Below are 21,942 nucleotides of genomic sequence, written 5' to 3' on the forward strand. Positions count from 1 at the left end.
ATGCAGAAAGACTCGACGCCAGACCTGTTTGCCGACCTGCCGCCGCCGCCCGCGCCGCCAGTCGTCAGCGCACCGCCACCACCGCCTGGCGAAGACGACGACAGCGTCCTGCTGCACGACTCGGCGGCGCGCGACTATCTCGAGTACGCGATCGCCGTCGTCAAGGGGCGGGCGCTGCCGGATGTCAAGGACGGACTGAAGCCGGTACAGCGACGCGTCCTGTTCGCGATGCGCGAACTGGGACTGTCGGCGACCGCCAAGCCGGTCAAGTCGGCGCGCGTCGTCGGCGACGTCATCGGCAAGTATCACCCGCACGGCGACACGTCGGCCTACGACGCGATGGTGCGCGTGGCGCAACCGTTCATGCTGCGCTACCCGCTGGTCGATGGCCAGGGCAATTTCGGCTCGCGTGACGGCGACAACGCGGCGGCGATGCGCTACACCGAAGCGCGCCTGACGGCGATCGCCGAACTGCTGCTCGGCGAACTCGGTGAAGGCACCGTTGACTTCCAGCCGAACTACGACGGTTCCTTCGACGAGCCGGCTTTCCTGCCGGCGCGTCTGCCTTTCCTGCTCCTCAACGGCGCTTCCGGAATTGCCGTCGGCATGGCCACCGAAATCCCCTCGCACAATCTGCGCGAGGTCGCGGCGGCGGCGATCCACAAGATCGAGCACCCGGCAGCCGGCCTCGACGAGTTGATGGAGCACATCCCGGGCCCCGACTATCCCGGAGGCGGCCAGATCATCTCGTCGGCGGCCGACATCGCCGCCGCCTACGCCAGCGGTCGTGGCAGCCTGCGCGTGCGGGCGCGCTACGAGTTCGAAGAGATGGCGCGCGGTGCCTGGCAACTGGTCTTCCGGGAATTGCCGCCCGGCGTGTCGTCGGCCAAGGTGCTTTCCGAGATCGGCGCGCTGCTCAACCCGCAACCCAGACCCGGGAAGAAAGCGATCGAGCAGTCGGCGGCGCAGCTCAAGACGCTGATGGCCTCGCAACTCGACCGGGCGCGCGACGAATCGGGCAAGGACGACGACGTTCGGCTGGTCTTCGAGCCGAGCAGTTCGCGCATCGACCGCAACGAGTTCGTCGCTCTCTTGCTCGCCCATACCAGCCTCGAAACCTCGGCGCCGATCAATCTGGTGGCGGTCGGCATCGACGGTCGGCCGTGCCAAAAGTCGCTGACCGACCTGATCGGCGAATGGTGTACCTTCCGTATCCGCACCGTGCACCGGCGCACCGAGTTTCGCCTGCAGAAGGCCGACGACCGGATTCATATCCTGGAAGGCCGCCACATCGTCTTCCTCAACATCGACGAAGTGATCCGCATCATCCGCGAGTCCGACGACCCGAAAGCGGCGCTGATCGCCCGCTTCACACTGTCGGACCGGCAGGCCGAAGACATCCTCGAAATCCGCCTGCGCCAGTTGGCGCGCCTCGAAGGGATCCGCATCGAGCAGGAACTCGACAAGCTGCGCGGCGAGCGCGAGGGGCTGCTGAAGCTCCTTGGCAGCGACGCGCTGCTGCGCCGGCAGGTCATCAGGGAGATCAAGGCCGACGCCGAGAAGCACGGCGACGCACGGCGCACCATCATCCTGGCGGCGACGACTGCTTCGCGCTCGGAAGTCGCCGCCGTCGCCGATGAGCCGGTGACCGTGATCATCTCCGAGAAGGGCTGGGCCAGAGTCCGCCAGGGGCACGGCCTCGATCTCTCGGGCGTCGTCTTCAAGGATGGCGACCGCGCCGGTTCGGCGCAGGAGTGCCGTTCGGTCGATTCACTGGTGATCATCTCGAGCGAGGGGCGCGCGTTCACCGTGGCCATCGCCAGTCTCCCGGACGGTCGCGGCATGGGCGCGCCGCTGTCGTCGTTCGTCGACCTGGGGGGCGGCAAGATTGCACACGTGCTTACCGGCCGCGCCGACGACGAACTGCTGTTCGCCAAGACCTCGGGCTATGGCTTCATCTGCACCTACGGCGATCTGCTGTCGCGGCAGAAGGCCGGCAAGGCCTTCCTGAGCGTCGAAGAAGGCGCTGGTATCCTGCCGCCGCTGCGCATCGCCGGCAAGGATCATCTCGCCGCGCTATCCGAAGACGGACGATTGCTTGTTTTTCCGCTCGCCCAGATGAAGCGCCTGGCCAGTGGCAAGGGCGTGCAGATCATCGGCCTGCGCGATGCGGAAACGCTGCGCGCGGTGCTCGCTGTGCAAGGTAGTCGAGTGACGATCAAGGGAACGGCCCGCAACCGGATCAAGACGCTGGTTTCGGAAGACCGCCATCTGGCCCAGCGGGCGCGCCGGGGTTCGCCGGTCGGGCAGATCAGCAACGTGACGCTGGGAGCGTATCCGGAGTGAGCAGTGGCGACCGACGGCGCTGATCGACAGGGCCGTTCGCCGGGACGTAGCGCCGGCGTGCGCAAGACCGAAGGGGGAAAATTGATGGCCAAGAGGAAATGGAGCATGGGCAGCCGGGCGACCGTTTGTGGCGCGCTTGCCCTGTGGAGCACGCTGGCGCAGGCTGATCAGGTGGGTTGCGTGACCACCGAATGGAAGCTGATCGGTGCCAATCACCGGATTTGCGTCGAGAGCTTTGCCGACCCGAAGGTGCCGGGAGTGACCTGCCACGTCAGTCAGGCGCGAACCGGCGGTGTCAGCGGTTCGTTTGGCCTGGCGCAGGATCCGTCGCAGTTCTCGCTGGCCTGTCGGCAGACGGGGCCGATCTCCTTGCCGGCGAAGCTGCCGAAAGAAGCCACGGTCTTCGCCGAAGACACCTCGATCCTGTTCAAGGAGACGCGTGTCGTCAGGATGTGGGACGAAGCGAACAAGACGCTGGTCTACCTGGCGATCAGCCGCAAGCTGATCGATGGCGCGCCGGCGAACAGTATTTCGACGGTGCCGGTCATGCCCTGGGGAACTCGCTGACGGTGAGCCGTCCGCCGAAAACAGTCGAGTCTCCGCCGTCGACTCCACCCACGCACGACATCGGCCGCCTCGGACAGGTGTTCACGCCGACGTCGGTCGTCGACAGCATGCTTGCGCTGGTGCGCAACCGTGGCCGGGTGCTCGAGCCGGCTTGCGGCGACGGCGTTTTCCTGCAGCATTTTCCGTTTGCGGTCGGCATCGAGATCGATCCACGGCATGCGCCGCCGGGGGCGCGCGTGATGGATTTCTTCGACCTGTCGGAGCGCGAGTCTTTCGCGACGATCATCGGCAATCCGCCGTACGTGCGCTACCAGGACATACCGGCCGCCTCGCGTGGCCGGGTCAGGCGCAGCGTTCTCGACGGGCGCGCCAACCTCTACCTGTTCTTCATCGAGAAGTGTCTCAGGCATCTGGCACCGGGCGGCGAACTCGTCTTCATCACGCCGCGCGATTTCGTCAAGGCGACCTCCGCCGTGCCGCTCAACCGCGTGCTGCATGCCGCGGGAACGATCACGGATTTCGTCGAGCTCGGCGATTCCAGGCTGTTTGACGGTGCCACGCCGAATTGCGCGATCTGGCGGTTCGAACTCGGCAACTTTTCGCGGTTGACGCACTATGCCGCCCAGGGCTTTGCCGACGGCATCGCCGGCCTGGGGCGATTGCAGTGGGAGGAGCGCCACTTCGTCGAGAGCGGTGGTCACCTCTTGTTCACGCGCGGCGACTATGCGCTGCACCTGACGGACATCGCTTTCGTCAAGGTCGGCGCGGTGTCCGGCGCCGATGATCTTTACGCCAGCGAGGAGTACGGGAATCGCAGTTTCGTCTACTCGGGGACGCTCGCCAGCGGGAAGACGCGCCGGATGCTCTGGTGCGAGCCTGGCGAAGCGCCGCCGGCCGTCTTGCTGCCGCACAAGACTCGCCTGATCGCTCGCCGCATCCGGCCGTTTGACGAATCCAACTGGTGGCACTGGGGACGTGGCTACCATCAGTCGACGCAGCCACGGGTTTACGTCAACAACAAGACACGCCGCTCGCGGCCCTTCTTCGTGCATTGCTGCAATCACTATGACGGAGCGGTACTGGCGATTTTCCCGCGCGACCCGGCCGTCGATGTGCGGGCACTGGCCGAGGCGCTGAATGTTGTCGACTGGGAGGACCTCGGTTTCGTCTGCGACGGCCGTTTTCTCTTCGCTCAGCGCAGTCTCGAGCAGACGCCGCTGCCCGAGTCGTTCCGTGCCTTCCTGCCGCAACGCGGTGTAAAATAGACGATTTGCCTGACCAGCCACGTTTTTTGCCGTCCTGGCAGGCGTCAGTACCGCGCATTCACTGGCATGCCCTGTCGCCGGGGGGAGGAGACAAGCTCATGGTTCCACGCCTTACCACAGCCTTCAGCGGTCCCCTGCTCGAGATCGAGCGCTGTTTCCTCGATGCCATGCCGGCGATCGAACGCTGGCTGCGTGGGCAGTGGCAGGAGCACACGGCGCCCTTCTATGGGTCGGTCGACCTGCGCAATTCGGGTTTCAAGCTGGCGCCGATCGACATGAACCTGTTCCCGGGCGGCTTCAACAACCTCGACGCGAGCTTCCTGCCGCTTTGCGTGCAGGCGGCGGTGACCCTGATCGACCGCATCTGCCCGGACGCCAAGCGGCTGCTTCTGATTCCCGAGAACCACACGCGCAACCTCTTCTACTTGCAGAATGTGGCGCAGATTGCCGCCATCCTGCGCCTGACCGGGCTCGATGTACGCATCGGCTCGCTGTTGCCCGAGATCGTCAAGCCGACTCCCGTCGGGCTACCCGACGGTACGACACTGCTCCTCGAGCCGCTGGTGCGCAGCCGCCACCGGCTCGGCCTCGCCGGGTTCGAACCCTGCGCAATCCTGCTGAACAACGATCTCTCGGCCGGCATCCCGGAAATCCTGAAAGATCTCGACGAGCAGGTGGTACTGCCGCCGCTGCATGCCGGCTGGGCCGTACGCCGCAAGTCGAACCACTTTGCTGCCTATGATCAGGTCGCGGGCGATTTCGCCAGGCTGGTCGGTATCGACCCGTGGCGGATCAACCCGTACTTTTCGGTGTGCGACAGCGTCAACTTTCACGAGCGCCAGGGTGAGGATTGCCTGGCCGCCAATGTCGATGCGGTGCTCGAATTGATCCGCGAGAAGTATCGGCAGTACGGCATCGACGAGACCCCGTACGTCGTCGTCAAGGCAGACGCCGGCACCTATGGCATGGGCGTGATGACGGTCAAGGACGCCTCGCAGGTGACCGGCCTCAATCGCCGGCAGCGCAACAAGATGTCGGTGATCAAGGAGGGTCTGGCGGTTTCGCAAGTGATCATCCAGGAGGGTGTGCACAGCTACGAGGTGGTCGGCAGCGGCAAGCAGGAAGGTGTCGCCGAGCCGGTCGTCTATATGATCGACCGCTTCGTCGTCGGCGGTTTCTACCGTGTGCATAGCGGCCGCGGCCGCGACGAAAACCTCAACGCGCCGGGTATGCACTTCGAGCGACTGGCTTTTGAGACCAGTTGTTCGCTGCCCGACCAATGCCAGAATCCCGATGCGGCCCCGAACCGCTTCTATGCCTATGGTGTGGTTGCCCGTCTGGCGCAACTTGCCGCGTCGCTGGAGCTCGAACGGACGGCGCCGGTGGCGGAGGAATTGGCATGCGCATAGCATTCGTCGTGGACCCGCTCGGGTCGCTCCGGGCCTACAAGGACAGCAGCGTTGCGATGATGCGTGCAGCGCAGGCGCGTGGGCATGCGGTCTGGGCGGTGCAGCAGGAGGCGATCCATCTCTCGCCTCTGCATGGCGTCTGCGCCGAAGCGGTGCACCTGGAAATGCTTGCCGACGACCACGACTGGTTCGTCGAAATCGATCGGCACGTCGTTGCGCTGCGCGACTTCGGCGCCGTCGTGATGCGCAAGGATCCGCCTTTCGATATCGAGTACGTGACCACGACGTGGTTGCTCGAGCGTGCCGAAGGCGAAGGCGCACGCGTCTTCAATCGACCGCGGGCACTGCGCGATCATTCCGAGAAACTGTCGGTCGCCGAGTTCGCCCGCTTTGCGGTGCCGACGCTGGTGGCACGCGAGGCTGCCCTGATCCACGCGTTCATCGACCTCGAGCGCGACACGATCCTCAAGCCGCTCGACGGCATGGGCGGCAGCCAGATCTTCCGCGTGCGCGACGATGACGCGAACCGCAACGTCATCGTCGAAACGCTGACCCGCGACGGCGCCCGCACGATCATGGCGCAGCGCTATATCCCCGAGATCGTCGATGGTGACAAGCGCATCCTGCTCGTCGGCGGCCAGGTCGTCCCGTGGTGTCTGGCGCGCATTCCGAAAGCCGGCGAGACGCGCGGCAACCTCGCTGCCGGTGGCACGGGCGTGGCTCGCGAACTGACCGCACGCGACCACGAGATTGCCAGCGCGCTGGCGCCGGTGCTGGCCGCACGCGGCTTGCTGCTGGTCGGTCTGGACGTGATCGGCGACTGGCTCACCGAGATCAACGTCACCAGCCCGACGTGTATGGTCGAGATTGCCGAACAGACCGGTTTCGATGCTGCCGAGATGTTCGTCGCGGCGCTGGAGCGTGCGTGCGCGGTAGCAGCCGTCTAGGCCTGCTGCTCATTTTCCTCGGCGCCCTGGCCGCTTGCGGCCGGGCGCCGTTGCATCATCAGGAAGCCTTCGTTTTCGGTACGCGCGTCGAGGTACTGATTGCCGGCCTGCCCGAGGCGCAGGCACGGCCGGCCGCCGCCGCTGTGCTACGCGAGTTCGACCGCCTGCATCGTACGTACCACGCCTGGAAACCCTCCGAACTGAGCGCGCTCAACGAAGCTCTGGCGGCTGGTCGGCGGCAGCCCGTGACGCCGGAAATGGCGACGCTGATCGCCGACGCGCAGCGCCTGGCGCTGGCCAGCGAACAGCTCTTCGACCCGGGAATCGGTCGCCTGGTCAGCCTCTGGGGCTTTCAGTCCGACGATCTGCCGGCTGCGCTGCCCGACGCCGGGGCACTGGCTGCCTGGCGCGCAGCGCGCCCCGGCATCGCCGATGTGCAGCTTGACGATCAGGTTGCCGCCAGCCGCAAGCGTGAAGTGGCGCTCGATTTCGGCGGTTACCTCAAAGGGGTCGCACTCGATCGTGCGGCGGCCATCCTCGCAGCGCAAGGGGTGCACGACGCCTTGCTCAACATTGGCGGCAATGTCATGGCGCTTGGCAGCAAGAACGGCCAGCGCTGGCGGGTCGGCATCCAGCATCCACGCCAGCCGGGTCCGCTGGCGACGATCGAACTCGACGACGGTGAGGCGATCGGCACGTCGGGGGACTACCAGCGTTATTTCGAGGTCGACGGGCGCCGCTACTGCCACCTGCTCGATCCTCGCAGCGGTCAGCCGGTGGAGCACACGCAGGCGCTCAGCGTCCTGATTTCGCCGCGCGCGGCGGCCGGGACGCTTTCCGACGTCGCCTCGAAACCCTTGTTCATCGCCGGTGTCGACTGGCCGCGTCTGGCGCGCCGCCTGCAGGTCGAGCACGTTCTGAGGGTCGATGCCGAAGGCCACGTTCAGGTAAGCGCCGCCATGCACCACCGGCTGGTGTATGTCGGCGGCCAGCCGCCGGCGCTCGAAATCGTTCCTTGAAGCGTTTGCCGATGCTGCCGGCGGGCATGGAATCCCTTAGAATGGCGGGCTGTAATGATGGGTGAAGGCAATGATCGGTATTCTGCTGGTAACGCATGGTTCGTTTGGCGAAAGCCTGATCCAGAACGTCTGCCACGTGCTCAACAAGCGCCCGCCGCTGATCGCGCAACTCGGGGTGGCGGCACAGGATGATCCCCTCGATATCCTGCCGCTGGCGCGTCTGTTGCTGAGGGAAGTCGATGGTGGCGAGGGCGTTTTGGTGATGACCGACGTTTTTGGCGCGACGCCGGCCAATCTGGCGTTGAAGCTGCTGGAACCGGGGCGTTTCGAAGGCGTTTCCGGCCTCAGCCTGCCGATGTTGCTGCGTGCCTTGACCTATCGCGAAAAAGGGATGGAAACGATGTTGCAGAAGGCGATCAGCGGCGCCCATGATGGGGTGGTCAAGCTGCCGGCGCCAGTCTAGATGACGATGAACGGAGGTCGGCATGGTACGCGCGGAAACACCAATCCTCAACAAACTGGGCCTGCACGCCCGTGCCTCGGCCAAGCTGACGCAGCTTGCCAGCCGCTTCGCCAGCGAGGTCTGGATGGAGAAGGGCGAGCGCCGCATCAACGCGAAGAGCATCATGGGAGTGATGATGCTGGCGGCAGGAAAAGGGTCGACGGTGGTTGTCGAAACCGCCGGGGAAGACGAGCAGGCAGCCAACGAGGCGATCCTCGAGCTGATCGCCGACAAGTTCGGCGAGGCGGAGTGAGTACAAGATCATGAGCTTCACGCTGCACGGGCTACCGGTTTCCGGTGGTATCGCGATCGGTCAGGCACACCTCATGTCGCACGCGACCCTCGAGGTGTCGCATCTGGTCATCGCCCCACGTCTGGTGGACAAGGAGGTTGCCCGTTTCGAGGCGGCACTGGCGCGCGTGCGCGAGGAGTTCGCCAGCCTCAAGGAGCGCATGCAGCACGCGTCTACCGAGTTCGGAGCTTTCATCGATCTGCATACGATGATCCTGGCCGACCCGGAGCTGGCAGAGACGCCCAAGCAGCTGATCCGGGAGCGGCGCTGCAATGCCGAATGGGCCCTGGTCCAGCAGATGGAACTCCTCGTCGGGCAGTTCGAGCGCTTTGACGATCAGTACCTGCGCGAGCGCAGCTACGATGTGCGCCAGGTCGTCGAGCGGGTGATCAAGGAACTCGTCGGTCAGCCGGGCCGGATGTCGCTACGCACCGGCAAGGGCATCAAGGAAGAGAATCTGATCGTCGTCGCGCATGACCTTTCGCCGGCCGACGTCATTGCCTACAAGGAGCACCATTTCGCCGCCTTCGTCACCGATGTCGGCGGTTCGACGTCGCATACGGCCATCCTGGCGCGCAGCCTGCGCATTCCGGCCGTGCTGGGTCTGCTCAACGCTCGGCAGTTGATTCGCGACAAGGAAGTGCTGATCGTCGACGGCACGCGCGGTGTGTTGATCGTCAACCCCGATGTGCGCGTGCTCGAGGAGTTTCGACTGCGCAAGAGCCAGATCGAACTCGAGCGCAGCAAGCTCAGGCGTCTCAAGTCCGGCAGGTCGGCAACGCTCGACGGCGTCGATATCGATCTGCACGCCAACATCGAGTTGCCCGGCGATGTGGCCAATGCGCTCGACGGCGGTGCCGAAGGCATCGGCCTGTTCCGGACCGAGTTCCTTTTTCTCGATCGCGGTGACATGCCGACTGAGGACGAGCAGTTCGAGGCTTACCGGACCGTGGTCAAGGGGATGGCCGGCCGGCCGGTCACCATCCGCACCTTCGACCTCGGTTACGACAAGGATCTGCATCCGGAGAAGGTTCAGGGTGATCGCCTGCAGAGCAATCCGGCGCTCGGGCTGCGCGCCATCCGGCTGTCGCTGGCCGAGCCGAAGATGTTTCAGACGCAGTTGCGGGCGATCCTGCGCGCGTCGAAGTACGGCAAGATCAAGCTGTTGATTCCGATGCTCTCGCAGGCGCACGAGATCGACCAGACGCTGGCCGCGATCGAGCGCGCCAAGTCCAGCCTGCGCGGCGAGCGAGTTGTCTTCGACGAGGCGATTCCTGTCGGCGCGATGATCGAGATTCCGGCAGCGGCGCTGGCCATCGGGCTGTTCCTGCGCCGCGTCCATTTCCTGTCCATAGGGACCAACGACCTGATTCAGTACACGCTGGCGATCGATCGCAGCGACGAGCAGGTGGCGCACCTCTACGACCCGCTGCACCCCGCGGTGCTGATGCTGCTGGCGCATACGATCGCCAGTGCAGAAAAAGTCAACATCCCGGTGTCGATCTGTGGCGAACTGGCCGGCGACCCTTTGCTGACACGCCTGCTTTTGGGCATGGGGCTGCGCCAGTTCTCGATGCACCCGGCGCAAGTCCTGCTGGTCAAGCAGAAGATCATGCAAAGCAACTGCGCGGAACTGGCCCCCATCGTTCGCCGCCTGCTGCGTCACGAAGAGCCGGCAAAGATCCGTGAACAGCTCGAGAAGCTGAACGCCTGATGTCGCAAGAGACTTCCATCGGCGTCGTTGCGCCATCCAGAGTTAACTTCGACGAGTCGCTGACGCTCAAGAGCGGTGCCGTGTTGCCCGGCTTCGCCCTGACCTTCGAAACCTACGGCACGCTCAATGCCCAGCGCTCCAACGCGGTTCTCGTCTGTCACGCGCTCTCCGGCAGTCACCACGTGGCCGGCTCCTATGCGGACGATCCGGAGAACATCGGTTGGTGGGACAACCTCGTTGGTCCGGGCAAGCCACTCGATACCGGCAAGTTCTTCGTCGTCGGTGTCAACAACCTCGGCGGTTGCTACGGGTCGACCGGTCCGCTGTCGACCAACCCGGAAACCGGCAAGCGCTACGGTGCCGATTTTCCGCTGGTCACAGTCGAAGACTGGGTCGCGGCGCAGGCCAGGCTCGCCGACCATCTGGGGATCCAGACCTGGGCGGCGGTCATCGGGGGCAGTCTCGGAGGCATGCAGGCGATCGAATGGTCGCTGCAGTTTCCTGATCGCATCCGGCACGCCATGGTGATTGCGTCGGCCCCCAAGCTGTCGGCTCAGAACATTGCCTTCAACGAGGTGGCACGCCAGGCGATTCTCTCCGATCCCGATTTTCACGGGGGCTACTACGCCGACCATGGCGTCGTTCCGACCAGGGGCCTTCGTCTCGCGCGTATGGTCGGCCACATCACCTATTTGTCCGACAGCCAGATGGCCGAGAAATTCGGTCGTCAGTTGCGCCATGGCGAGCACAAGTTCAGCTACGACGTCGATTTCGAAATCGAGTCCTACCTGCGCTACCAAGGCAAGAAGTTTGCCGGCTTCTTCGACGCCAATACTTATCTCATGATGACCAAGGCGCTCGACTACTTCGATCCCGCCTACGACTACGACGGCAATCTGGCGGCGGCGTTCGTGCGCGCCCGGGCCAGCTTCTTCGTCGCCAGCTTTTCGACCGACTGGCGCTTCGCGCCGGCGCGCTCGCGGGAGATCGTCTTTGCGCTACTGCACAACCGGTTGCACGTTGTCTACGCGGAGATCGACTGCGGCGCCGGCCACGATTCCTTTCTGCTCGACGACCGGCACTACCATGCACTCCTGCGCGCCTACCTGGAGAACATTGCCGTATGACCGAGCATGAAAGGCGAGCCAGGGCCGAGCAGCGAGAGCGTTTTGATTTCGCCGTGATCGCCGGCTGGATTCCACCCGGCGAGCGTGTTCTCGATCTTGGTTGCGGTGACGGTCGCCTCCTGCGCTACCTGAACGAGACGCGGGACGTCTCGGGCTACGGCGTCGAAATCGATCACGAAAGCATTCTCGGTTGTATCCGCAACGGTATCGACGTGATCCAGATGGACATCGAGTGTGGCCTTTCCGGGTTCGAGGATCAGTCGTTCAACCATGTGATCATCTCGCAGGCGCTGCAGACCATGCACGCCACGGAGCGCATCCTCACCGAGATGCTGCGTGTTGCGGAAGAGGCCGTGGTCAGCTTCCCGAACTTCGCCTACCGTGCCAATCGCGCGGCGATTGCCAACGGGCACATGCCGGTCTCGGAGGATCTGCCTTACGACTGGTTCGATACGCCGAACGTACGCTTCTTCACGATCGTCGATTTCGAGAACCTGTGTGCCCGCCTCGCGATCGAGATCCGCGAGCGCCTGGCTTTCGACGAGGCCGGGCAGGAAGTGTCGGATGACCCCAATTTGAATGGCAGCTTGGCGTTTTACCGTCTGGGTCGGGGTTAATTCGGTGTTATCGCTGGGTAGGGTGCACCGCCTCGCGGCGGTACTGCTCATGGGTTTTGCTTCCGGCTTGCCACTGGCGCTGACTGGACAGGCTCTTCAGGCTTGGCTGACGATAGACGGAGTTAACATTGCCACCATCGGGTTTTTCGGACTGGTAGGCATTCCGTACACCTTCAAGTTTCTTTGGGCGCCTCTGATGGATCGCTTCGAGCCGCCGTGGCTGGGACGCCGGCGCGGGTGGTTGGTGCTATCGCAGTTGTCGTTGGCAGCTACGCTGTGCTTTATGTCCACCTTGTCGCCGAGCGCACAGCCTGTCCTTTTTGGCCAATGGGCTGTGCTACTGGCTTTCCTTTCCGCCTCGCAGGACGTCGTGGTCGATGCCTATCGGGCTGATCTTCTGCTCGACAAGGCCGAGCATGGGCCGGGTGCATCCATGCACGTGTTTGGTTATCGCCTGGCGATGATTCTTTCCGGCGGTATAGCGCTAATCTGGGCTGATCAGTGGCAATCTTGGGCCCGGGTGTATGCCGTGATGGGCGGCGTCATGGTCGGCGCAGCTGCTGCTTCACTTGTCTTCTTGCCACGGGTCAGAGGCACATCAAAGGCACTGACATCCAGCGGTTGGGCTGAAATCTCCGGCTTTCTTGCTATGCTGGCAGGCGCCTTTGCTGGCTACTATATGGCGCGCAACCTACTCATTGTCTTCGGTCTTGAACCGGATAGTGGCAACCACTGGGTTCAGCTATTCTTCGTTATGAGCGAGATCGCCGCGGCGCTGCCGCTCGCTTGGTGGTTTGCTCGGTTGGTTCGTTTTGAAACTCTCAATGCATCACTGGCGAGTTATTTTTCCCAGCCTGGTGCGACGCTTTTTCTCTTGCTCATCATTCTTTACAAGCTTGGCGATGCGTTTGCCGGCAGTCTAACCACGGCTTTTCTCATCAAGGGGTTAGCGTTTACGCAAGCTGAGGTGGGTATCGCCAACAAGATCATTGGGATCTGGCTGACGATTTTTGGTGCACTCCTCGGCGGTGTGCTAATGATACGCCTCCGCCTGTATCGAGCCCTGCTCGTGTTCGGCGTTCTCCAGTTGTTGTCGAATTTTGGCTTCTATTTCATAGCCATACTCGGCAAAGGTGCTTGGGGGAGCGTTGAGACACCGCCATTCGACTGGGTTATCGTTTCTCTGGACCACGCCGCCTCGCTAGACTTCCTGCTACTGGCGGTGGTGGCGGCGGAAAATATTAGCGGCGGCATGGGCACCGTGGCGTTCGTTGCTTTGCTAATGGCATTGTGCAATCATCGGTTTACCGCGACGCACTACGCGCTCCTTTCGGCGTTGGCTGCTGTGGGGCGTATCTACGTCAGCCCGGTAGCTGGCGTGCTGACCGAAACAATTGGCTGGCAGGCCTTCTATTTGTTCTCGGTAGTGGTGGCCCTTCCCGGAGTTCTGATGGTCTGGTGGATGCGCAGGCATTTGCTTGCACTTGCTGAGGTTGGGCCGGCCAATGCTGAAATTGACTGACCCTCCGGTCGTTACGGAACTTATTGCCGCCGCGCGGTTGCTCTCGGGAAGACTCGCGACGCTGCGCTTCTCGCCGCCGGTGAGCCACGTGTACAACCCCCTGACCTACGCCTGGGCGGCGCATGAGGCCTACTTGCGCCGTTACGCGGCAAGCCGCAGGAGAGTGTTGTTTCTCGGTATGAATCCCGGCCCCTTCGGAATGGTTCAGTGCGGCGTGCCGTTCGGTGAGATCGCCGCGGTGCGTGACTGGCTGGGGATCGAGTGTGCGGTGCGGCAACCCGCAGTCGAGAATCCCGCGCGGCCGATCGAAGGCTTCGCCTGCTTGCGTTCGGAGGTCAGCGGGCGTCGCTTGTGGGGACTCTTTCAGGAGCGTTTCGGCAGCGCCGATGCCTTTTTTGTCGAGCATTTCGTTGCCAACTACTGCCCCCTGGCTTTTTTCAACCACGCCCGCAATGTGACCCCGGACAAGCTGCCGGCAGCCGAGGCGGCGCCGCTGCATGCGGCCTGCGACGCGCATCTGCGAGCCATCGTCGCCGCTTTGCAGCCGGAATGGGTGATTGGCGTGGGCAGCTTCGCCGAAGCGCGAGCGGTCGCTGCCCTGGCCGGAACAAGGGTCAGAACGGGGCGAGTGCTGCACCCTAGTCCGGCGAGTCCTATTGCCAACCGCGGCTGGGCCGAAGCCGCAACCAGGCAACTTCGGGCGCTCGACGTTTGGGAGTGATGTCGCGGCAGTACGTCCTCGCCGCGGCTGTTCGCCAGACGGCCAGAGCGGCCGCTATGGGCGTGGCGACAGACCGAGGGCGAACAGTTCCCGGCGCAGCATGCGCCAAGTCCGCCAAGCCAGGAAACCACGTTTTGTCCATCGCCAGAGGCGGCTCGGCTTCAACACGACCAGTATGGCCACCGCGGCGGTGACTACTTCCGGGTGCTGTCCGAGATAGTCGCGTCCCTTGCGCACGGCGGCGAGGGCGCGGTCGACGCTGTGCAGGGTGTCGCCTACCGGCTGCAGCTGCTGTTCGAGGAGTTGGCGTTGCATGCTGATGCGCTCGAGCAAGCGGCCGCGCTCGACGGCCAGATCAATCAGTTCTTGATTCATTGCGGGCAGCCGCTTTCAGCTGGCTCAGGTCGGCGCCGAACTCGGCCATGCTCGCCGAGAACATGCGGTCAGGGCGGCGTACGGCACGTTGGAGGCCGACGTAAGCGACGCCGGCAACGGCGAAGAAGAGCACGCAGAAACCGCCGAGGACGGCCGCCCGTTGCTCCCAGAACGAGACGACCAGCAAGGCGACGCCCAGGATCGTGCCGAGCGCCAGGCAGAACGCGAGGAGCTGCGAAACGAGCAGCAGGTGGACGGCCCGCAGCTTCTCCTCCTTGATTTCATTGCCGAGGAGTTCAAGCCGAGTCCGTCCGGCAGTCAGCAGCGTTGCCGCGCTGTTCCTGGCGGCGGCGAACAGGCCGCTGCTGCTGCCGGAAGCTGCGCTCATCGAGTAGCGGGCAGCTTAGCGGCGACCGATGATGACGCCAAGCAGCAGACCGACGGCGGCGGCAACGCCGACCGCGCGCCACGGATTGTCGTGCACGAAATCATCGGTGGCGCGCGCCGCGGCTTTGGTTCTATCGACCAGTGCGGCTTCGGCATCAGCCAGGCGGAGCTTGGCATCGCGCAAACGCTCGCCAATGCGTTCGCGCAGATCGCCCATTTTTTCGCCGGCAACACCGGCGGTCGCGCGCAGGATTTCCTCCGCGTCTGCGACGACGACCTTCATGTCGGAGACGAGTTTTTGCTTGTTCGCGTTGGAGAGTTCGGTAACTTCGGACATGATGGACCTCACAGTGGAAGGTGATGACAAGAAGATCAATGGTGCAGCACCAGAGAAGCTTTCGACGAGATGATCAGATTATAGAAATCCCGAGCCAAGATCAATGCAAACAACGAGGGCCCCTGTCGCAAAGTGACGTTCACTCGCCGCGGTCGGTTTCCAGGTCGTACTCGTAGTCGATGGTCAGTGGTGCGTGGTCACTGAAGCGCTGTTCCTTGTAGACGGCTGCGTGTCTCGCCGTGGCGGCAATGGCTGGAGTCGCCAACTGGTAGTCGAGCCGCCAGCCCACGTTCTTCGCCCAGGCCTGGCCTCGATTCGACCACCAGGTGTAGGATTCCTCGGTGCTTTCCGGATGCAGTCTGCGGTACACATCGCACCAGCCCCCTTCGTTGAGCAGGCGGCTGACCCAGGCGCGTTCTTCAGGCAGAAAACCCGAGTTCCGGCGATTGCTTCGCCAGTTTTTGAGGTCGATTTCCTGATGGGCGATGTTCCAGTCACCACAGACGACGACGTCGCGTCCGCTGGCCGCCAGCTCAAGCAGGTGCGGGTAGATGAGCGCCATGAACCGGAACTTGGCCTCCTGTCGCTGCTCGGAACTTGAGCCCGACGGCTGGTAGAGGCAGACAACCGACAGGGCGCCGAAATCGGCGCGCAGGTAACGCCCTTCACGGTCGAACTCGGGGCTTCCCAGCACATCCACCACCCGGTCCGGTTTCTTCCGGCACCAGAGGCCGACGCCACTGTAGCCTTTGTTCTCGGCGTAGCGGTAGTAGGTGTGCAGGCCGTCAGGCTTGTGCATCTCATCGCCGAGATCGGCGTGCTGGGCCTTGAGTTCCTGCAAGCAGATGATGTGGGCATTCTGGGCGACCGACCACGAGTAAAGGCCCTTGCGCCATGCCGAACGAATACCATTGAGGTTGAGGGTGATGATGCGTAACATAGGGGATTGTCGTTGGGCGAGCCTGCGTCGGGAAGCGGATTTTTATGGACTTTCGTCAGCAATTCATCGAGTTTGCGGTTGCGCAGGAGGTGCTTCGCTTTGGCGAGTTCAGGACCAAGGCCGGACGCCTGTCGCCCTATTTCTTCAACGCCGGCCTGTTCAACAATGGTGCGGCGCTCGGGCGCTTGGCTGAATTCTACGCCAAGGCGATAGCCGGCAGCGGAATCGCCATCGACGGCCTGTTCGGGCCCGCTTACAAGGGAATTCCGTTGGTTGCCGCGATCGCCGTTGCCCTGGCCAGGGCAGGCCGCAACTTTCCCTTCTCCTTCAATCGTAAAGAGGCGAAAGATCACGGCGAAGGGGGCAGCATGGTGGGGGCGCCGCTGGCCGGGCAGGTGCTGATCGTTGACGACGTGATCTCGGCCGGCACTTCGGTGCGTGAGTCGGTCGAGCTGATTCGCGCGGCTGGAGCGACGCCGTGCGGCGTAGTGATCGCTCTTGATCGCATGGAGCGGGGCCAGGGCGAGCTATCCGCGGTACAGGAGGTGGAGCAGAGTTTCGGCATTCCGGTGGTCGCGGTCGCCACACTCGACGACTTGCTGGCCTTTCTCCGGCAGAGCGTCGATTTGCAAGAGAACGCGGCTGCTGTGGTCCGCTATCGCCAGGAATATGGTGTTGTTGCGCACGCTCGCTAGCCTTGGCGGGCTGCTTGTGGCGTTGGTCGGCCCGGGTGCGAGCTTCGCTGGCCCGCGCATCTATTGTTGCCACGACGATTCCGGGAAACAGGTGTGCGGCGACATTTTGCCGTCCGTTTGTTACGGGCGTGCCTATCGCGAGCTCGGCGACTCCGGCCGCACCTCACGCCTGGTTGACGCCCCGCTCACCGTCGAGCAACGCGCCCAGCGCGCGGCTGAGGAGCAGCGGCGCAAGGAGCAGGAACGCGTGCTCAATGAGCAGAGGCGAATGGATCAGGCGCTGCTCAACACCTACGCCAGCGAGAAGGATATCGAGATCATGCGCAGCCGGGCCGAGCGCGATCTCACGATGGCGATCAAGGCAGCCGAAGAGCGGATCGCGGAGATACGCAAGCAGCGCAAGAAGTTCGAGGACGAGGCGGAGTTCTATCGCAATCGCCAGTTGCCAGCCGAGGTGGCCAAGGGTCTGCGCGATGCGGACTACGAGATCGGTGCGCAGGAGTCGGTGATCGAGTCGAAAAAGCGTGACCAGGAGACGATGCGCGCGAAGTACGACGAGGATCTGCGCCGCTTTCGCGATCTGTCCAAGCGACCGTCGGCGCGGCCCTGAGGCCCTGGACGTCGGCAAAGCGCGGCGCGGGCTTGCCTCGTGCGCGGGCCTCGGCGCCCTGTCGGCGGGGAATCAGCCGATCTTCCTGCGGAGAAGTTCGTTGATTCGCTGCGGGTTGGCCTTGCCCCGGGTCGCCTTCATGGCCTGACCGACCAGTGCGTTGAACGCCTTCTCCTTGCCTGCTCGGCATTCGGCGACCATGGTGGCGTTGGCCGTGATGATCTCGTCGATCAGTCGTTCCAGGGCGCCGGTGTCGGTAATCTGCTGCAGTCCCTCTCTGGCAATGATTTCGTCAGCCGAATCGCCTTCGCCGTTCCAGAGGGCATCGAAAACCTTCTTGGCAAGATTGTTGGAGAGCGTGCCATCGCCAATACGGGCGATCAAGCCGCCGAGTTGTGCGGCCGAGACCGGCGACTTGCCGATCTCGCTATCGTCCCGGTGCAGGCGAGCAGCCAGGTCGACCATCACCCAGTTGGCGCAGATCTTGGCGTTCGCCTTGCCCGCCGCGGCAACGGTGGCTTCGTAGTAGTTGGCGAACTCGATCGATGTCGTCAGAACGCGGGCGTCATAAGGAGAGAGTCCGTATTCGGCGACCAGGTGGTCACGCTTGGCGGCCGGCAACTCGGGCATTTGCGCACGGATCCGGTCGATCCACTCAGGTTCGATGACCAGCGGCAGCAGGTCGGGGTCGGGGAAGTAGCGGTAGTCGTGCGCGTCCTCCTTGGAGCGCATGCTGCGCGTCTCGCCCGTGCTCGGGTCGAACAGCACCGTCGCCTGCTCGATCGTGCCGCCATCTTCCAGTGTTGCGATCTGCCATTGCACTTCGTAGTCGATCGCCTGTTGGAGAAAGCGGAACGAGTTGAGGTTCTTGATTTCGCGTCGAGTGCCATACGCCACCTGACCGACCGGCCGTACCGAAACGTTGGCGTCGCAGCGGAACGAGCCCTCCTGCATGTTGCCGTCGCAGATGCCGATCCAGCGCACCAGAGCATGCAAGGCCCGCGCATAGGCGACGGCTTCCGCAGACGAGCGCATGTCGGGTTCGGTGACGATCTCCAGCAGGGGAGTCCCCGCGCGGTTGAGGTCGATTCCCGACCTGCCGGAAAACTGTGCGCCAAGTTCTTCGTGAAGCGATTTGCCGGCGTCTTCCTCGAGATGCGCGCGGGTCAGGTGGATGACCCTCTCGGCTTCTCCCACCTGAATCGTCAGCGCGCCGCCGACAACCACCGGCAACTCATACTGGCTGATCTGGTAACCTTTTGGCAGATCCGGGTAGAAGTAGTTCTTGCGCGCAAATACCGATCGGGACGAAATCTCGGCAGCGACGGCGAGGCCGAAGCGGATCGCACATTCGACCGCCGCCTTGTTGAGTACCGGCAGGACTCCGGGCAGCGCAATGTCGACGGCGTTTGCCTGGACGTTGGGCGCGGCGCCGAAGGCGGTGGAACTGCCCGAGAAAATCTTCGATCGCGTCGCCAACTGCGCGTGCGTCTCGATGCCGATGACCACTTCCCATTGTTTCATCACTGCTTACTCACTCTTCAAGGACAGCGACCGCCGGCGCGGGGTGCCTGGGTCGCGCGGACGACCGGTCCGCAAGGCGGCGAGACGTCGTCTGGCGACACTCGAGATCAGTCATCGAACTGGTCTGGGTGCTGCAGATGCCAGGTGGTCGCCTGCTGGTAACGGTGCGCGGTGCCAAGCAGCCTGGCTTCGTCGAAATAGTTGCCGATCAGTTGCAGGCCGACGGGGAGGCCGCCGGCAAAGCCGCAGGGGATCGAAATGCCGGGCAGCCCGGCGAGGTTGACGGCGATCGTGTAGATGTCCGAAAGGTACATCTGCACGGGATCGGCCGCCTTTTCCCCGAGCCTGAACGCGGTACTCGGACTGGTTGGCCCGATGATCACGTCGCATTGCCGGAAGGCTGCGGCGAAGTCGCTGGCAATCAAGCGGCGAATGCGTTGCGCCTGCAGATAATAGGCATCGTAGTAGCCGTGCGACAGCACATAGGTGCCGATCAGTAGGCGACGCTTGACCTCGGCACCGAAGCCCTGGGCACGGCTCTTGCTGTACATGTCATCGAGATCCCGGTACTGCGGCGCCCGGTGGCCGTAACGCACGCCATCAAAGCGTGCCAGGTTCGAACTTGCTTCGGCCGGGGCGATGACATAGTAGGCGGCTACCGAAAGGCTCATGCTCGGCAGGCTGACAGCGACCGTTTCGGCGCCCAGCCTGCGGTAGTCGGCGATTGCCGCGTCAACCAGCTGCATGACCTCCGGGCTACCGCCATCACCAAAGAACTCCGCCGGCAGGCCGATCCTGAGTCCGGCCAGCGGCTTGTCCGCGGTGGCGGTGTTGATGTCGCGGCCGTAGTCTTCCGTCGGACGCTCGAGGCTCGTCGAATCGCGCTCGTCAAAGCCGGCCATGGCGTTGAGCAGAACAGCGCAGTCGGCGGCCGAACGAGCCAGCGGACCTGCCTGATCGAGCGAAGACGCGAAAGCGATCATGCCGTAGCGTGAAACCACGCCATAGGTAGGTTTCATCCCGGTCAGGTTGCACAGCGCTGCCGGTTGGCGGATCGATCCGCCGGTATCGGTACCGGTGGCCGCCGGAGCCAGACGCGCCGCGACCGCAGCCGCGGAGCCGCCGGAAGATCCGCCGGGAACGCAGTTCAGCTCCCACGGGTTCCTGACCGGTCCGTAGAAGGACGTTTCGTTCGACGATCCCATGGCGAATTCGTCCATGTTCGTCTTGCCGAGGAGCACCGCGCCAGCTGCCTTGAAGCGAGCGATCACCGCCGCATCATAGGGGCTGACGAAGTTGCTCAGCATCCTTGATCCGCAGGTCGTGAGCCAGCCCTGGGCACAGAAGATGTCCTTGTGCGCGAGCGGGATTCCGGTCAGTGGACCGCCTTCGCCGCGTGCCAGTCGCTCGTCGGCAGCGCGTGCCTGTGCCAGGCTAATGGCCGGGTCGACGGTGATGAAGGCGTTGAGCTGCGGGTTGTGGCGGGAGATGCGGTCGAGATACAGCCGAGTCAATTCGACACTGGAGATTTCTTTCGTCGCCAGGGCGCGCGCGAGATCCGCGAGACTACGTTCAATCATTCGATGACCTTCGGCACGAGGTAGAGGCCCGCTTCGGTTTCCGGTGCGATGGCCTGGAAGGCGGTACGCTGGGCGACTTCGTCGCTTTCGGTGACGCGGTCCGCACGCAGGCGCTGCGCGACGTCCTGGGCATGTGCCATCGGTTCGACGCCGCTGGTATCGACCGCCTGCATCGTTTCGATCAGGGCAAAGATCTCGTTCAGGTGGCCGAGTGTGCTGTCTGCCTCGACTTCGCTGATTTCGATGCGGGCCAGATGGGCGACGCGCCGGACCTGTTCTAGGGTGAGTGACATGGTTACTGAATCACTAAGGTGTTAAACGAGGGAGCCATATAAGGTATCATAAAAGTTTTTCCCACCGCAGCCCGCGTTTGGGGCCAACACGGAATTGGCAAGCATGTTCAGTTTCCTGCGCAGTTATTTCTCCAACGATCTCGCGATCGACCTCGGCACCGCCAACACGCTGATCTATGTGCGCTCCAAGGGGATCGTTCTCGACGAGCCGTCGGTGGTCGCCATCCGTACGGAAGGCGGTCCGAGTTCGAAGAAGACGATTCAGGCCGTCGGCAAGGCGGCCAAGGAGATGCTCGGCAAGGCGCCCGGCGCGATCACCGTCATTCGGCCGATGAAGGATGGTGTGATTGCCGACTTCACGGTCACCGAGCAGATGCTCAAGCAGTTCATCAAGAAAGTTCACGACTCGAAGCTCCTTTCTCCGTCACCGCGGATCATCATCTGTGTGCCCTCGGGTTCCACGCAGGTGGAGCGGCGAGCCATTCGCGAGTCGGCAATCGGCGCTGGCGCGAGCCAGGTGTTTCTCATCGAAGAGCCGATGGCGGCAGCGATTGGCGCAGGCTTGCCGGTCGCCGAGCCGACCGGCTCGATGGTTGTCGACATCGGTGGCGGGACGACCGAAGTTGGTGTCATCTCGCTCGGTGGCATGGTCTATGCCGGTTCGGTGCGCGTCGGTGGTGACAAGCTCGACGAGGCGATCATGAACTACATCAGCCGCAACTACGGCATGCTGATCGGCGAAAACACCGCGGAAAACATCAAGAAGCGAATTGGTTCGGCTTTTCCCGGCGCCGAAGTGCGCGAGATGGAAGTCTCGGGGATCAACAAGGCCGAAGGTATTCCGCGCAAGTTCACCATTTCGTCGAACGAAATCCTCGAAGCCCTCACCGAGCCGCTGAACAGCGTCGTTTCGGCGGTGAAGTCGGCGCTCGAGAAGACGCCGCCCGAACTGGGTGCCGACATCGCCGACAAGGGGATGGTCCTCACCGGCGGTGGTGCATTGCTGCGGGATATCGATCGCCTGCTGATGGAGGAGACCGGCTTGCCGGTGATCGTTGCCGAGGAGCCATTGACCTGCGTTGCCCGAGGCTGCGGTCTTGCTCTCGAAAAGATGGACAATCTCGGCAGTATTTTCGCTTCCGATTGACGACAA

General features: G+C 63.4%; 23 protein-coding genes. 16 read left to right on the forward strand and 7 right to left on the reverse strand.

Annotated elements, in window-relative coordinates:
- The 13 genes from parC (at position 1) to CAP2UW1_RS03405 (ending at position 14,048) form a co-directional block, all read left to right on the forward strand.
- On the forward strand, positions 1 to 2,346 hold the full coding sequence (gene parC / locus CAP2UW1_RS03345; RefSeq protein ID WP_015765264.1) for a DNA topoisomerase IV subunit A: 2,346 nt from the start codon (positions 1 to 3) through the stop codon (positions 2,344 to 2,346).
- Between the two features lie 105 nt (positions 2,347 to 2,451).
- Positions 2,452 to 2,913: a CreA family protein gene (locus CAP2UW1_RS03350; RefSeq protein WP_015765265.1), complete on the forward strand. Its 462-nt coding sequence runs from the start codon at positions 2,452 to 2,454 to the stop codon at positions 2,911 to 2,913.
- 2 nt (positions 2,914 to 2,915) lie between these two features.
- Complete coding sequence (locus tag CAP2UW1_RS03355; RefSeq protein WP_015765266.1) at positions 2,916 to 4,178, forward strand: Eco57I restriction-modification methylase domain-containing protein; 1,263 nt, start codon at positions 2,916 to 2,918, stop codon at positions 4,176 to 4,178.
- Between the two features lie 98 nt (positions 4,179 to 4,276).
- Positions 4,277 to 5,587, forward strand: a complete 1,311-nt coding sequence (gene gshA / locus CAP2UW1_RS03360) for a glutamate--cysteine ligase (RefSeq protein ID WP_015765267.1) — start codon at positions 4,277 to 4,279, stop codon at positions 5,585 to 5,587.
- Complete coding sequence (gene gshB / locus CAP2UW1_RS03365) at positions 5,578 to 6,534, forward strand: glutathione synthase (RefSeq protein ID WP_015765268.1); 957 nt, start codon at positions 5,578 to 5,580, stop codon at positions 6,532 to 6,534. The genes gshA and gshB overlap by 10 nt, the downstream gene beginning before the upstream one ends.
- The gene (locus tag CAP2UW1_RS03370; protein WP_015765269.1) at positions 6,513 to 7,553 is read left to right on the forward strand and encodes an FAD:protein FMN transferase; all 1,041 of its coding nucleotides are present in this window, start codon (positions 6,513 to 6,515) and stop codon (positions 7,551 to 7,553) included. Before gshB ends, CAP2UW1_RS03370 begins: the two co-directional genes overlap by 22 nt.
- 70 nt (positions 7,554 to 7,623) lie before the next feature.
- Entirely contained in the window at positions 7,624 to 8,016 is a 393-nt protein-coding gene (locus CAP2UW1_RS03375; RefSeq protein WP_015765270.1) for a PTS sugar transporter subunit IIA, read from the forward strand.
- A gap of 22 nt (positions 8,017 to 8,038) precedes the next feature.
- Positions 8,039 to 8,308, forward strand: coding sequence for an HPr family phosphocarrier protein (locus CAP2UW1_RS03380; RefSeq protein WP_015765271.1), 270 nt, complete (start codon positions 8,039 to 8,041; stop codon positions 8,306 to 8,308).
- A gap of 10 nt (positions 8,309 to 8,318) precedes the next feature.
- The gene (gene ptsP / locus CAP2UW1_RS03385; protein WP_015765272.1) at positions 8,319 to 10,061 is read left to right on the forward strand and encodes a phosphoenolpyruvate--protein phosphotransferase; all 1,743 of its coding nucleotides are present in this window, start codon (positions 8,319 to 8,321) and stop codon (positions 10,059 to 10,061) included.
- Positions 10,061 to 11,188, forward strand: coding sequence for a homoserine O-succinyltransferase MetX (gene metX, locus CAP2UW1_RS03390; protein ID WP_015765273.1), 1,128 nt, complete (start codon positions 10,061 to 10,063; stop codon positions 11,186 to 11,188). The genes ptsP and metX overlap by 1 nt, the downstream gene beginning before the upstream one ends.
- A complete protein-coding gene (gene metW / locus CAP2UW1_RS03395) occupies positions 11,185 to 11,805 on the forward strand; it encodes a methionine biosynthesis protein MetW (protein ID WP_015765274.1) in 621 nt (206 codons plus the stop codon). The genes metX and metW overlap by 4 nt, the downstream gene beginning before the upstream one ends.
- The gene (locus CAP2UW1_RS03400) at positions 11,768 to 13,327 is read left to right on the forward strand and encodes an AmpG family muropeptide MFS transporter (RefSeq protein ID WP_015765275.1); all 1,560 of its coding nucleotides are present in this window, start codon (positions 11,768 to 11,770) and stop codon (positions 13,325 to 13,327) included. The genes metW and CAP2UW1_RS03400 overlap by 38 nt, the downstream gene beginning before the upstream one ends.
- Positions 13,311 to 14,048, forward strand: coding sequence for a uracil-DNA glycosylase family protein (locus CAP2UW1_RS03405; RefSeq protein WP_015765276.1), 738 nt, complete (start codon positions 13,311 to 13,313; stop codon positions 14,046 to 14,048). The genes CAP2UW1_RS03400 and CAP2UW1_RS03405 overlap by 17 nt, the downstream gene beginning before the upstream one ends.
- Positions 14,049 to 14,102: 54 nt before the next feature.
- On the opposite strand, the gene CAP2UW1_RS03410 is transcribed toward CAP2UW1_RS03405, so the two are convergent.
- The 4 genes from CAP2UW1_RS03410 to CAP2UW1_RS03425 all read right to left on the reverse strand — a co-directional run bounded on the left by CAP2UW1_RS03410 (position 14,103) and on the right by CAP2UW1_RS03425 (position 16,087).
- The gene (locus CAP2UW1_RS03410; protein WP_015765277.1) at positions 14,103 to 14,423 is read right to left on the reverse strand and encodes a YqjK-like family protein; all 321 of its coding nucleotides are present in this window, start codon (positions 14,421 to 14,423) and stop codon (positions 14,103 to 14,105) included.
- On the reverse strand, positions 14,404 to 14,811 hold the full coding sequence (locus CAP2UW1_RS03415) for a phage holin family protein (protein ID WP_015765278.1): 408 nt from the start codon (positions 14,809 to 14,811) through the stop codon (positions 14,404 to 14,406). Before CAP2UW1_RS03415 ends, CAP2UW1_RS03410 begins: the two co-directional genes overlap by 20 nt.
- A gap of 15 nt (positions 14,812 to 14,826) precedes the next feature.
- On the reverse strand, positions 14,827 to 15,147 hold the full coding sequence (locus CAP2UW1_RS03420) for a DUF883 family protein (RefSeq protein ID WP_015765279.1): 321 nt from the start codon (positions 15,145 to 15,147) through the stop codon (positions 14,827 to 14,829).
- Positions 15,148 to 15,286: 139 nt separating this feature from the next.
- A complete protein-coding gene (locus CAP2UW1_RS03425) occupies positions 15,287 to 16,087 on the reverse strand; it encodes an exodeoxyribonuclease III (RefSeq protein ID WP_015765280.1) in 801 nt (266 codons plus the stop codon).
- A 44-nt stretch (positions 16,088 to 16,131) separates the two neighbouring features.
- Between CAP2UW1_RS03425 and pyrE the strand changes: the two genes are divergently transcribed.
- Together pyrE and CAP2UW1_RS03435 are read left to right on the forward strand one after the other, a co-directional pair.
- Positions 16,132 to 16,782, forward strand: coding sequence for an orotate phosphoribosyltransferase (gene pyrE / locus CAP2UW1_RS03430; protein ID WP_015765281.1), 651 nt, complete (start codon positions 16,132 to 16,134; stop codon positions 16,780 to 16,782).
- Complete coding sequence (locus CAP2UW1_RS03435; protein WP_291933676.1) at positions 16,766 to 17,392, forward strand: hypothetical protein; 627 nt, start codon at positions 16,766 to 16,768, stop codon at positions 17,390 to 17,392. Before pyrE ends, CAP2UW1_RS03435 begins: the two co-directional genes overlap by 17 nt.
- Before the next feature lie 72 nt (positions 17,393 to 17,464).
- On the opposite strand, the gene gatB is transcribed toward CAP2UW1_RS03435, so the two are convergent.
- The 3 genes from gatB to gatC all read right to left on the reverse strand — a co-directional run bounded on the left by gatB (position 17,465) and on the right by gatC (position 20,789).
- Entirely contained in the window at positions 17,465 to 18,916 is a 1,452-nt protein-coding gene (gatB, locus tag CAP2UW1_RS03440) for an Asp-tRNA(Asn)/Glu-tRNA(Gln) amidotransferase subunit GatB (protein ID WP_015765283.1), read from the reverse strand.
- 107 nt (positions 18,917 to 19,023) lie between these two features.
- Positions 19,024 to 20,496, reverse strand: coding sequence for an Asp-tRNA(Asn)/Glu-tRNA(Gln) amidotransferase subunit GatA (gene gatA, locus CAP2UW1_RS03445; protein ID WP_015765284.1), 1,473 nt, complete (start codon positions 20,494 to 20,496; stop codon positions 19,024 to 19,026).
- Complete coding sequence (gatC, locus tag CAP2UW1_RS03450) at positions 20,493 to 20,789, reverse strand: Asp-tRNA(Asn)/Glu-tRNA(Gln) amidotransferase subunit GatC (RefSeq protein WP_015765285.1); 297 nt, start codon at positions 20,787 to 20,789, stop codon at positions 20,493 to 20,495. The genes gatA and gatC overlap by 4 nt, the downstream gene beginning before the upstream one ends.
- A gap of 103 nt (positions 20,790 to 20,892) precedes the next feature.
- Between gatC and CAP2UW1_RS03455 the strand changes: the two genes are divergently transcribed.
- The gene (locus tag CAP2UW1_RS03455; RefSeq protein ID WP_015765286.1) at positions 20,893 to 21,936 is read left to right on the forward strand and encodes a rod shape-determining protein; all 1,044 of its coding nucleotides are present in this window, start codon (positions 20,893 to 20,895) and stop codon (positions 21,934 to 21,936) included.
- The last annotated feature ends 6 nt before the right edge of the window (positions 21,937 to 21,942 follow it).

The sequence above is a fragment of the Candidatus Accumulibacter phosphatis genome, assembly GCF_000024165.1.
Taxonomy (GTDB): Bacteria; Pseudomonadota; Gammaproteobacteria; order Burkholderiales; family Rhodocyclaceae; genus Accumulibacter; species Accumulibacter phosphatis.

What these genes read in the sequence shown, in the direction of transcription:
- CAP2UW1_RS03380 (WP_015765271.1), top strand. Translation starts at nt 8,039, where the DNA reads ATGGTACGCGCGGAAACACCAATCCTCAACAAACTGGGCCTGCACGCC.
- gatC (WP_015765285.1), bottom strand. Translation starts at nt 20,789, where the DNA reads ATGTCACTCACCCTAGAACAGGTCCGGCGCGTCGCCCATCTGGCCCGC.
- CAP2UW1_RS03405 (WP_015765276.1), top strand. Translation starts at nt 13,311, where the DNA reads ATGCTGAAATTGACTGACCCTCCGGTCGTTACGGAACTTATTGCCGCC.
- metX (WP_015765273.1), top strand. Translation starts at nt 10,061, where the DNA reads ATGTCGCAAGAGACTTCCATCGGCGTCGTTGCGCCATCCAGAGTTAAC.
- gshB (WP_015765268.1), top strand. Translation starts at nt 5,578, where the DNA reads ATGCGCATAGCATTCGTCGTGGACCCGCTCGGGTCGCTCCGGGCCTAC.
- metW (WP_015765274.1), top strand. Translation starts at nt 11,185, where the DNA reads ATGACCGAGCATGAAAGGCGAGCCAGGGCCGAGCAGCGAGAGCGTTTT.
- CAP2UW1_RS03425 (WP_015765280.1), bottom strand. Translation starts at nt 16,087, where the DNA reads ATGTTACGCATCATCACCCTCAACCTCAATGGTATTCGTTCGGCATGG.
- CAP2UW1_RS03375 (WP_015765270.1), top strand. Translation starts at nt 7,624, where the DNA reads ATGATCGGTATTCTGCTGGTAACGCATGGTTCGTTTGGCGAAAGCCTG.
- CAP2UW1_RS03415 (WP_015765278.1), bottom strand. Translation starts at nt 14,811, where the DNA reads ATGAGCGCAGCTTCCGGCAGCAGCAGCGGCCTGTTCGCCGCCGCCAGG.
- parC (WP_015765264.1), top strand. Translation starts at nt 1, where the DNA reads ATGCAGAAAGACTCGACGCCAGACCTGTTTGCCGACCTGCCGCCGCCG.
- CAP2UW1_RS03400 (WP_015765275.1), top strand. Translation starts at nt 11,768, where the DNA reads ATGGCAGCTTGGCGTTTTACCGTCTGGGTCGGGGTTAATTCGGTGTTA.
- ptsP (WP_015765272.1), top strand. Translation starts at nt 8,319, where the DNA reads ATGAGCTTCACGCTGCACGGGCTACCGGTTTCCGGTGGTATCGCGATC.
- gshA (WP_015765267.1), top strand. Translation starts at nt 4,277, where the DNA reads ATGGTTCCACGCCTTACCACAGCCTTCAGCGGTCCCCTGCTCGAGATC.
- CAP2UW1_RS03350 (WP_015765265.1), top strand. Translation starts at nt 2,452, where the DNA reads ATGGGCAGCCGGGCGACCGTTTGTGGCGCGCTTGCCCTGTGGAGCACG.
- gatA (WP_015765284.1), bottom strand. Translation starts at nt 20,496, where the DNA reads ATGATTGAACGTAGTCTCGCGGATCTCGCGCGCGCCCTGGCGACGAAA.
- CAP2UW1_RS03420 (WP_015765279.1), bottom strand. Translation starts at nt 15,147, where the DNA reads ATGTCCGAAGTTACCGAACTCTCCAACGCGAACAAGCAAAAACTCGTC.
- CAP2UW1_RS03455 (WP_015765286.1), top strand. Translation starts at nt 20,893, where the DNA reads ATGTTCAGTTTCCTGCGCAGTTATTTCTCCAACGATCTCGCGATCGAC.
- CAP2UW1_RS03410 (WP_015765277.1), bottom strand. Translation starts at nt 14,423, where the DNA reads ATGAATCAAGAACTGATTGATCTGGCCGTCGAGCGCGGCCGCTTGCTC.
- pyrE (WP_015765281.1), top strand. Translation starts at nt 16,132, where the DNA reads ATGGACTTTCGTCAGCAATTCATCGAGTTTGCGGTTGCGCAGGAGGTG.
- gatB (WP_015765283.1), bottom strand. Translation starts at nt 18,916, where the DNA reads ATGAAACAATGGGAAGTGGTCATCGGCATCGAGACGCACGCGCAGTTG.